Source organism: Armatimonadota bacterium, from assembly GCA_022563855.1.
Classification (GTDB): domain Bacteria; phylum Armatimonadota; class Fimbriimonadia; order Fimbriimonadales; family Fimbriimonadaceae; genus JADFMN01.
This window is the reverse complement of the sequence record JADFMN010000008.1, coordinates 155,770-165,426: the sequence shown is the minus strand read 5'-3', so window position 1 is coordinate 165,426 and position 9,657 is coordinate 155,770. Positions and strand designations below refer to the sequence as shown.

General features: G+C 61.0%; 9 protein-coding genes and 1 tRNA gene. 5 read left to right on the top strand and 5 right to left on the bottom strand.

What is annotated here, in order from left to right; genetic code table 11:
* Positions 1-58 precede the first annotated feature (58 nt).
* Complete coding sequence (locus IH944_11080; protein ID MCH7905089.1) at positions 59-847, bottom strand: DUF1080 domain-containing protein; 789 nt, start codon at positions 845-847, stop codon at positions 59-61.
* Positions 848-942: 95 nt separating this feature from the next.
* Positions 943-1,016, bottom strand: a tRNA-Gly gene (locus IH944_11075).
* A gap of 73 nt (positions 1,017-1,089) precedes the next feature.
* Here IH944_11075 and rfbA point away from each other — a divergent pair.
* The 5 genes from rfbA to IH944_11050 all read left to right on the top strand — a co-directional run bounded on the left by rfbA (position 1,090) and on the right by IH944_11050 (position 6,056).
* Positions 1,090-1,965, top strand: coding sequence for a glucose-1-phosphate thymidylyltransferase RfbA (gene rfbA / locus IH944_11070; protein MCH7905088.1), 876 nt, complete (start codon positions 1,090-1,092; stop codon positions 1,963-1,965).
* A gap of 86 nt (positions 1,966-2,051) precedes the next feature.
* On the top strand, positions 2,052-3,332 hold the full coding sequence (locus IH944_11065; GenBank protein ID MCH7905087.1) for a nucleotide sugar dehydrogenase: 1,281 nt from the start codon (positions 2,052-2,054) through the stop codon (positions 3,330-3,332).
* Complete coding sequence (locus IH944_11060; protein ID MCH7905086.1) at positions 3,332-3,949, top strand: sugar transferase; 618 nt, start codon at positions 3,332-3,334, stop codon at positions 3,947-3,949. The genes IH944_11065 and IH944_11060 overlap by 1 nt, the downstream gene beginning before the upstream one ends.
* Entirely contained in the window at positions 3,946-4,854 is a 909-nt protein-coding gene (locus IH944_11055; GenBank protein MCH7905085.1) for a GNAT family N-acetyltransferase, read from the top strand. Before IH944_11060 ends, IH944_11055 begins: the two co-directional genes overlap by 4 nt.
* 17 nt (positions 4,855-4,871) lie before the next feature.
* Positions 4,872-6,056: a DegT/DnrJ/EryC1/StrS aminotransferase family protein gene (locus IH944_11050; GenBank protein ID MCH7905084.1), complete on the top strand. Its 1,185-nt coding sequence runs from the start codon at positions 4,872-4,874 to the stop codon at positions 6,054-6,056.
* Here the strand turns inward: IH944_11050 and IH944_11045 are convergent.
* Genes IH944_11045 through IH944_11035 form a run of 3 tightly spaced genes read right to left on the bottom strand, consistent with a single transcriptional unit; the run spans position 6,034 to position 9,633 of the window.
* Positions 6,034-7,203: a glycosyltransferase gene (locus tag IH944_11045; protein ID MCH7905083.1), complete on the bottom strand. Its 1,170-nt coding sequence runs from the start codon at positions 7,201-7,203 to the stop codon at positions 6,034-6,036. The genes IH944_11050 and IH944_11045 overlap by 23 nt on opposite strands.
* On the bottom strand, positions 7,200-8,339 hold the full coding sequence (locus IH944_11040) for a glycosyltransferase family 4 protein (GenBank protein MCH7905082.1): 1,140 nt from the start codon (positions 8,337-8,339) through the stop codon (positions 7,200-7,202). Before IH944_11040 ends, IH944_11045 begins: the two co-directional genes overlap by 4 nt.
* Complete coding sequence (locus tag IH944_11035; GenBank protein MCH7905081.1) at positions 8,332-9,633, bottom strand: oligosaccharide repeat unit polymerase; 1,302 nt, start codon at positions 9,631-9,633, stop codon at positions 8,332-8,334. Before IH944_11035 ends, IH944_11040 begins: the two co-directional genes overlap by 8 nt.
* Between the last annotated feature and the right edge of the window lie 24 nt (positions 9,634-9,657).

Genomic DNA, 9,657 nt, shown 5'->3' with positions numbered 1-9,657 from the left:
ATTCCGAATAAACCCTAAAAAACCCGAACAAACCCCACCCCCCCCCCCCCCCCCTGTTCTAATCAAGCACCATGATCTCGATCTTGCGAAACTCGATCGGGTGGCTCTCGGACTGTAGCGAGATCGTCCCGCCCGACAGCATCAGCTGGCCGTCGATGATCAGCTTCTGAGCCTCTTTGTCGCCTGGGTCGTACTGCGGAGCGCCGTACTCCAGCACGACCACGCCGTTGATCATGTGCCGCACGAGCTTGTTGCCGCGCACTTCAATCTCCGCGCGCACCCACTCCTCGCCGTGGAAAGTCGGCGACGAGGAGTTCGTGCAGTGCCGCGTGTGCAGCTTGCCCGCCATCACGACGTGCGTCCCCGGAGTGCACAGATTCCCAGTCGGACGATCCCCAGAACCGCTGCCGCCGAGCAGCTGCACTTCGATCGAAACGGGGAAAGACTGATCCAGACCCATCGACGAAGCGCGCTGGCCGTGGATCATGATGCCGCTGTTCTTGAACGCCCACCCGGGGCCGCCCTTGACCTGGTCGCCGACGAACCGGTACTCGAGCCGCATGCGGTAGTTCGAGTACTCCGTCTTGTAGAACAGGTGCCCGAACCGCCCGTTGAACGGCCCCTCGTACTTGTCGTACCGCACGACGATCTTGCCGTCCTCGACGCGAAACGTGCCATACGGATCTTCGCCAAGCTCCTGCCCGACGATCTTCGGCGTCCACCCGTCCAGCGTCTTCCCGTCGAAGATGCTGACCCACCTATCCTGCCTAAAAGGGGCCAGCGCCAGGACAGCCACGACCAACAGAGAGGAGACGACCGCAGTGACCGGCAAGGGGCGAAGAATCATGCCAGTAACTTACCAGAGACAGCGAAGCGAGAGACAGCGCAGCAAGAGTCAGCAATGCGAGCGTCAGCGTAGCTATGGACAGCCAAAGGCGAAACTGGAGCGGGCGACGAGAATCGAACTCGCATGATCAGCTTGGAAGGCTGGAGCTTTACCACTAAGCTACACCCGCGCCAATCGCCATTGTACCAAGTCCCCGGGGCTCTGGTAACCTCGATACCCGGAAGAGCGGAACAACAAAACGTATGGTCAAGAAAGGAATCATCCTGGCCGGTGGCTCGGGGACGCGCCTGTATCCTGCGACGATCGCCACGAGCAAGCAGCTCGTGCCGGTCTACAACAAGCCGATGATCTACTATCCGCTCAGCGTCCTGATGCTGGCCGGGATTCGCGAGGTCGTCGTGATCACGACGCCGCACGAGCAGGACGCGTTCCGCCGGCTGCTCGCCGACGGGTCGCCCTGGGGCATGTCGATCGAGTACGAGGTCCAGCCAAAGCCCGAGGGTCTTGCTCAGGCGTTCATCATCGCTGAGAGCCGGATCGCAGGCGACCCGTGCGCGCTGATCCTCGGAGACAACATATTCTTCGGCCGCGGATTGACGAAGATCGTGCGAGGGGCTGCCGAAATCGAGAAAGGCGCGGTCGTGTTCGCCTATCAGGTTGAGCGACCGCAGGATTACGGTGTGGTCGAGTTCGACTCCGATGGCGCGGCGGTGAGCATAGAAGAGAAGCCCTCGGAGCCCAAATCCAGGTTTGCCGTGACCGGCCTGTACTTCTATGACGGAACGGTAGCCGAGCGGGCGAAGAGCCTGAGCCCGTCCGCGCGAGGGGAACTGGAGATCACGGACCTGAATTGCCTCTATCTAGCCGAGGGGTCGCTGACCGTAGAGACGCTGGGGCGTGGGTTCGCGTGGCTCGATACCGGCACTCACGCCTCGCTGTTGCAAGCGTCGAACTTCGTCGAGGCGGTCGAACTGCGGCAGGGCCTCATGATCGGCTGCCCAGAGGAAATCTCCTTCCGAAACGGCTGGATTGACGAGGAACAGATTTTGGCGCTCGCCAAGCCTATGGAAAAAACCCCTTACGGCCAATACTTAACACGTGTTGTTAAGGATTTGTAATCGCCAGGTTCCAAATCAGGCGCGTTAGACTCTTGTCCGCTTGAGCAGCGTTGGCGGCACACCCAGATTGCAGGGAGTAGCGTCAAATGAAGAAAGTTTGTGTCGTCGGCTTAGGCTATATCGGACTGCCAACAGCGGCCATGATGGCTGCGAAGGGGTTCCAAGTACTCGGCGTCGACGTTGATCAGAGCATAGTAGATACGGTCAATTCTGGCCACGTGCACATCGAGGAGCCGGGCCTCGTTGGGCTTGTCCGCCACGTGGTTTCCGCTGGCACGCTCACGGCAGCCATACGCCCCCAGTGGGCTCACGCGTACATCATCGCGGTTCCGACGCCGGTCAACGCAGATGGATCAGCTGATCTAGGGGCCGTTCGCGCAGCAGCCAGATCGATTGCGCAAGTGTTCAAGAAAGGAGCGCTGGTCGTCTTGGAATCGACTTCGCCTCCGCGCACGACGATCGATGTCGTCAAGCCGATCTTGGAGGAGTCTGGGCTCAAGGCCGGACCGGACTTCTATCTCGCATATTCGCCAGAGCGCGTGCTGCCCGGACGCATCGTCGAAGAGCTGAGAAGCAACGACAGAGTCGTCGGCGGGATCGATGATCCGTCAACCGAGGCTGCGGCGCGGCTGTACGAGCAGTTCGTAGAGGGCGAGATCCACCGCACGACGTCTTCGACCGCCGAAATGGTCAAGCTCATCGAGAACACGTTCCGAGACGTCAACATTGCGCTTGCCAACGAATTTGCGTTGGTCGCCGAAGTCGTCGATGTCAACGTATGGCAGGCGATAGCTCTCGCCAACTGTCACCCAAGAGTGAACATCCACTCGCCGGGGCCGGGCGTCGGCGGTCACTGCATCGCCGTTGACCCGTTCTTCCTCGTTGAAGCCGCGCCGGACCAGGCGAAGATCATCGCGCTCGCGCGGCAGATCAACGACGGCATGCCCGCCCATACGATCAGCGGCATTCAGGCTGCGGTACGCCAGGGCGCAACGATCGCGTGTCTCGGCCTCACCTTCAAGCCAAACGTCGACGACGTTCGAGAGAGCCCTGCATTGCAGATCGCTCACACGCTGAACGCTCGCGGCTATCGAATCCGGGCTCACGATCCGCACGTAGCCCCGGATGGCCTCGATTGCTTCAAAACCGTCGAGGAGGCGGTGGATGGTGCGGACGCGGTCGTCCTGCTTGTGGATCATCGCGAGTACTGGCAGATAACTCCGGAGACCTTGCAGCGGATGGCGGGTCGGAGTATCTTTGACACGCGCTCGTGCCTGGACGAGCAGCTATTCTTGGACGCAGGCTACGAATACCGCCTGCTCGGCGCAGGGAGTTTCATCAGCAAGAGACAGTTGGCGGCGGCGTAATGTTCGCTCCGCTCGACGCATTGCTGAAGCGGACGGTAGACATCGTCGGCGCGGCGTTCGCGCTCGTGCTGTTCGCGCCACTTTTCGTTTTATTGGCGGTTTGGATTCGGCTTGACTCGAAAGGCAAAGCGCTCTTCCGCCAACCCCGTCTTGGGAAACACGGCAGGCAGTTCACGTTCCTCAAGTTCCGGACGATGGTCGTCGATGCTCCTGATATTCGAAATGAAGACGGATCGACGTTCAACGCCGAAGACGATCCGAGAGTAACGCGGGCTGGCAGGTTCTTGAGGAAGACGAGCCTCGATGAGCTGCCGCAGTTCTGGAACGTCCTGATGGGTTCGATGAGCCTCGTCGGCCCCAGGCCGGACCTGGTGTCCCAGATGGAGCAGTACGACGCGAACGAACGAGCGAAGCTGAATGTTAAGCCGGGCATCACCGGACTGGCGCAGATCAACGGGCGCAACACGATCAGCTGGGTTCGGCGCAAGGAGCTGGACGTACAGTACTCCCGATCGCACAACGTGCTCTTCGACATGGCGATCATGGCGAAGACGGTCGTTTACGTCTTGAGCAGACGCGGAGTGTACGCCGAGTCGTCCCAAGGAGCGAGCCAGTGAGCGCGGCGCAGGCCTTGCTTTCAGGCGCCCTCGTTAATACTGTCAGCCTCCAAGCGCTGCACGACCTTTGCTCCCCGAATTTGGATCCTCGGCTGGCGTCGATCAGCAGGAAGCGGGCGATCGATGCGCTCTCCGGCTACGCTTGCTGGATTTGCGAGGATCGAGGAGAGCTGACCGGCATCGCGTGTGTCGATTCCGACTGTTTTGAGACCTCTGTGATCGGCAGCGCGTGCGGAAAGATCAGCTTGTTTCTTGCCACAGATCGTGAGACAGCCGGCGCGCTGCTCGACGGCCTGTCCAAGCACGCTGGCGCGCACAAGCGCCTATCGGTGAGGGTCGATAGCGACGCGATTCACTCCGTTCAAGCGTTGGAGGCAGCCGGGTTTCGGACCGTCGATGGGCTGTTGACGTACGGCAAGGAAGTGAAGGACGTCAGGAAGCCGAGGGGCGTTCGCGTCTGCCAGAAGAGCGATGCGTTCGGTATCGGAGCGCTGGCAGAGGCGTCGTTCGTGCAAGGGCGCTACCACGCTGATCCGTGGATAACGAGCGATCAAGCCGACGATTTGTACCGACAGTGGGGCGAGAACGCCGCGCTGGGGCGCATCGGCGGCACCACCCTGGTGCTCGACGGCGAGGAGGGCATCGCGGGGTTCGTGCTGTGCAGCGCGCACAGGACAGAGCAGGATTCAGTGGGATCGATAGATCTGATAGCGGTGGACAAAGCGGCGCGCGGTACGGGAGTCGGCAAGCGACTCGTGCGCGCAGCGATGCTGTGGTTCTTCGCCCAACAGTGCGGGTACGCGACGGTCGGAACCCAGAGCGCCAACGTCGCGGCGTCGAGGTTTTATCAAGCAAGCGGCTTCAGCTTGGTGTCCAGCAGCGTCACTCTCGCACGTGGCGCGTGACAGGTGTAGAATTGAAGATGGCTGTGTCAAGCGCGAATCGCAAGCGTAGATCGGAGATGCTGCCGTTCTCTCCGCCGCTGATCGGCGAAGAGGAGATTCAGGAGGTCGTCGACACCCTGCGGTCGGGCTGGCTCTCCACCGGCCCGAAAGTTAAGCTGTTTGAAGAGGAGTTTGCTGACAAGGTCGGGTCTGAATCGGCGCTGGCGCTGAACTCTTGCACCGCAGGTTTGCACCTGTCGCTGGCCGCTCTTGGCATCGGACCCGGCGACGAAGTGATCGTTCCCTCCATGACGTTTTGTGCGACCGCGAACGTTGTCGTGCATCTCGGCGCGACTCCCGTGATCGTCGATGTCGAGCCCGACACGCTCAACATCTCTCCAGACTGCGCCCGCGACGGTATGACAGAGAGGACGAAGGCGATCATGCCGGTGCACTATGCAGGTCATCCAGCAGACATGGACGCCGTACGCGCGATCGCGGCTGATCGCGGCGTTGCGATCGTCGAAGACGCGGCGCACGCGGTAACGGCGAAGCACCGGGGGGAGTTCGTCGGATCGGGCGCGAATCCGGCCGCCTTCAGCTTCTACGCGACCAAGAATTTGACGACGGGAGAGGGCGGCATGTTGACAGGCCCGCCCGACTTCATAGACCGCTGCCGCACGCTCAGCCTGCATGGGATGAGCCGCGACGCATACCGCCGGTACGACGCTGGCGGATCTTGGTATTACGAGGTGACCGAACCCGGCTACAAGTGCAACATGTCCGACATCCAGGCGTCGATCGGAATCTGGCAACTGCGAAAGATCGCGGCGTTTCAGGAGCGACGACGAGAGATCGTCGCACGCTACACCGCAGCTTTCTCAAGCCGGTCGGAGCTTCAGTGCCCGATCGAGCGAGACACCGTCGAGTCCGCCTGGCACCTGTACGTCCTGCGGTTGAGTCCAGACTTGCTCCAGATTGATCGAGCGCAGTTCATCGAAGAGCTGCGCGAGCGCAACATCGCGACGTCTGTTCACTACATTCCGCTGCACATGCAGCCGTACTACAGGGATCGGTTTGGACTCTCCCCGTCCGACTTCCCGGTCGCGACTCAAGCTTACGAAAACATGTTCAGCCTGCCGCTGAACGTCTGCATGACCGACGAGGACGTGGACGACGTCATCGCCGCAGTGCTGGAGATCAGTTTCGAGTTCGCGCGCTAGCTTCGTCCAGAAGCTGGTTGTAGAGATCCCAAGTTTCATCGAACATGCGTTTGATCGTGTACTCGCGCCGCACCTTGGTATGGGCGGCCTTGACGCACGCATCGGCCAGCGCCGAGTCGGTGGCCATTCGAACGATCGCAGCAGCTAGTCCATCGACCTCCCGGGCTTTTACGAGCAAGCCGGTCTCGCCGTCGTCGATCAACTCCGCGTTTGGAAGGATGTCGGTCGTGACGATCGGCTTCTGAGCGGCCATCGCCTCCATGATCGAGATCGAAAGCCCCTCCCAGAGCGACGGGCTGCAGAAAATATCGCACGCGGCGACGATGCGCGGTACGTCGCGCCGGAACCCAAGCATCCTGACGTTGTTCTGCAAGCTCAGTTCTTCTATGATCGCCTCTAGTTGCTCTCGCGCAGGTCCCTCGCCGGCGAGTACGACCACAACCGGCGTTTCGGCGAGTCCCTCCCTGATTTGCGGCAGCGCCCTCAGCAGATACGGCAGTCCCTTTTGATCTGCCAGCCGGCCGGTGGCCGCGATCAACAGCGTGTCCGGGTCCACGTCGATCTCCTTGCAGAACGCCAGCCGATCTACGTCTCGCGCTGCCAACTCCCACGGCTCGATGTCGATGCCGTTGCAGATCGTGACCAGCTTGTCCGCACGCCCGATTCCGAGCGTCTTCGACTGCTCCATCACCGCGTGGCTGACGCAGATGCTCTTCGTCGCGGCGTTGATGGCCATGCTCTCCAACCGGCCGAAGATGAGGCGGTGCGCCCGGCTGGAGAACTCCGAAACCGGGAATCCAGCCTGATGGTGCATCACGACTGGTACAGGGCTGAACTTGCCCACGATTCTGCCGAGAAAGCCGGGGGTCGAACTGTACGTGTGGAGGACGTCGTATTCTTCCTGCTTGAGCAGCGAACGCAGCGCGAACGCCGCGCGCACGATCTTCAGAGGAGAGATTTCGCGCGGGATGAGAACGTCGGCCATGATGTGAAGGCCTGGAATCTCGATCAGCTGCTCGATCGTCGGCTCGTCGGTCGTGAGGGCGTGCACTTCGACCCCTTTGTTGAGCAGGTAGCGGCACCACTCGATCAAGAGGTACGTCGCTCCGCCGAACTTCGAGTCGCCAACGATTTGGATCGTCTTCATTTCGCTTTTCCGCAGACCTCCTCGTACAGATCGCGAAGCCTCTTGCTCATGATATCGGGCCCGAACTGGTCGTGAAACAACTCTGTCGTGCGGATTTTGAACTGCTCTCGCTGTTGGTCGGTTCGATTTGCGAGCTTCTTGAGAGCGTCGTCCAATTCGGCCACGTTTCCGTACTCCACCACCTCTCCGAGATCGTGCCGGATCACGTCGTCGTCAACGCCGGTGTTGCGCGCGACGACGACCGGTACGCCGACCATCATGGCTTCGTACAGCTTGTTCGGACTCGAGTGTCGATGGTTCGGAAACGACGGGTCGTAGGTGATCGGCAGCACGTCTGCCACGGACGTGTGCTCAAGAACTTCGGAGTACGGGATCTTTCCGATGAACTGTACGTTCTCGCGGCCTTCTGCCACTTCGCGAATCTCGGCCTCGTCTCCGCCGATTCCTCCGATCACCAATTGCCAATCAGCGTGTCTTGCTACGACCTCCACTAGCTCGCGGAGGCCTCGCCGGACAGAAAGCACGCCGACGTACAGGACGACAAAGCGGTCGGGCTCTCTTTCTCTTTTGCCGGTTGGCTGCTGCGGTGGAACGTTCGCCAGGATCGTCAATCTCGGTGGCTCGACCTTGCCGAACAGCACACGCCGCGACTCGGTCGGCATCACGACAGCATCGCTCCTTTTGACGAAGAACATCTCCATCCTGTGCGCGAGACGGGCAAGCCAGGCCGGGCCGGTCGGAAACCGACTGACGGAGTAAAAGTCGCAAATATCGTAGATGAACTTTGCACGGCAAAGCCGCGCGCACATCCAGCACGGCAGCGCGGTATCCAGATCCATCGCGTGGATGGCGACCAAACGCCTCCTGCGCCGCCAAAGCGTCCAGAAAAGCCACCAAGACCAGCACGCGAGCGGCCACAGGTTCTTGATGCCTGCCCCGTGCTGGCCTGAGAACGGTGCCTGGACGAACTCGACATCCGGCCAATCCGGCGGAGTCCCTCGACTTTCCCGGGGCCAAGAGAGCGAGCACGCCGAATACCCCGCGTCTGCAAGCCATCGAACGGTGCGTTGGCTGCGGGCGTCGCTCGCCACGTCTGTTGCGCGTGCGACGGTCACGAGATTGCGCCCGCTAGACATCGCCTCCCGCTGAGGCCGGGCTCCTTTCCGCTTTCCAGACAAGGCGGATGCGCGGTAAGAGATCGTAAATGGCCGCGACCACGATCATGTTGATGAACAGGAAGGCGAGGGCCTGGAACCCCGCTCTCAGATACACCGCGGCCATCATTAGAAAGTAGCACCAGACAAGAAAGTGGTGCGGCCTGGACGCGCAGAACCGGCGCGCCAGTGCGATGATCACTCCGTAGAGGAACAGGTTGAGGCCGACGCCGGCGACGTCGAACTGCGCGAAGCCCTCTCCCCAGGCGGTGAACGTCCAGATCTGTACGGTCCCTCCGGGATCGAACTGAGAGCCGAACAGCTCCACCGTCATCCTGTTCTCGAACGCCGTCAAGGGCTTCTCAGGCCAAAGGTCGCGCGGGATGAACGTGAGCCACATCAGCGAGTAGTTCTTGCCGTACTCGTAATCGACGTCGCCATCGCTCAGCTTGGTGTACAGCATGGCCATCGGCTCGACGAAGTACGTGCTGGTCCCGAACGAGCTGAACCGGACTAGCTTGTCTTCGGAGAGATCCGAGATCGCGAAGTCGAGCCCCCCTCCGCGGAGCATGTTGAAGAACGCCGCCATGAGCACGAAACCAGCCGCCAGCGCGGCCAGCGCAGGCATCGTCAGCCGACGCACGTGATAGTGGAAGTAGAACGCCGGAAGCATCAGTATCACGAGAAGCTGAAGCCGAGTCGTGAACATCATGAAAACGCCGACGAACAGGGCGGCGTAAAGCATGCCGGCAGCCAGCCAACGCTTTCGCTGCAGCGTCACCATGATCAAGATCAAAAGCCCGACCTGGAACACGGTCATGACGTAGTTCAAGATCATGCCGAACCCGAGGCTCTTAGCCAGGGAGTACACGGTCACGCGCTCACCCAGCAGCCAGTCGAGGATCGAAATACCGGCGATCGTCGAGTACAGCTTGGCGATGGCCAGGGACGCCAATAGGTAGATCACGGACGCCGCTATCAGCCACACGCGCGACGGCGATCTGAGTCGCGGGCCGGCGCCAGCCGGACTGGTATTCGGCGGGATAACGTATAGCCCTGCGTAGAGCGCGATCTGACCCACCAACAGCGTTAGGCCAAAGCTGACGTCGGTCGCAAGAAGGTTTCGCGCAAGCGGGCTGAGCAGCGAGCCGACGAACAGCAGCAACACGATCGCTACGTCTATCAGCGAGGTCACAGCGAACGGATCGATGCGGCCGTGCCGACGATAGATCCAAGCCTGGTGCGCGATGGCAACGATGAGGAACAGCCAGTGCATACAGCCTCGCAGACCCTGTTCGAG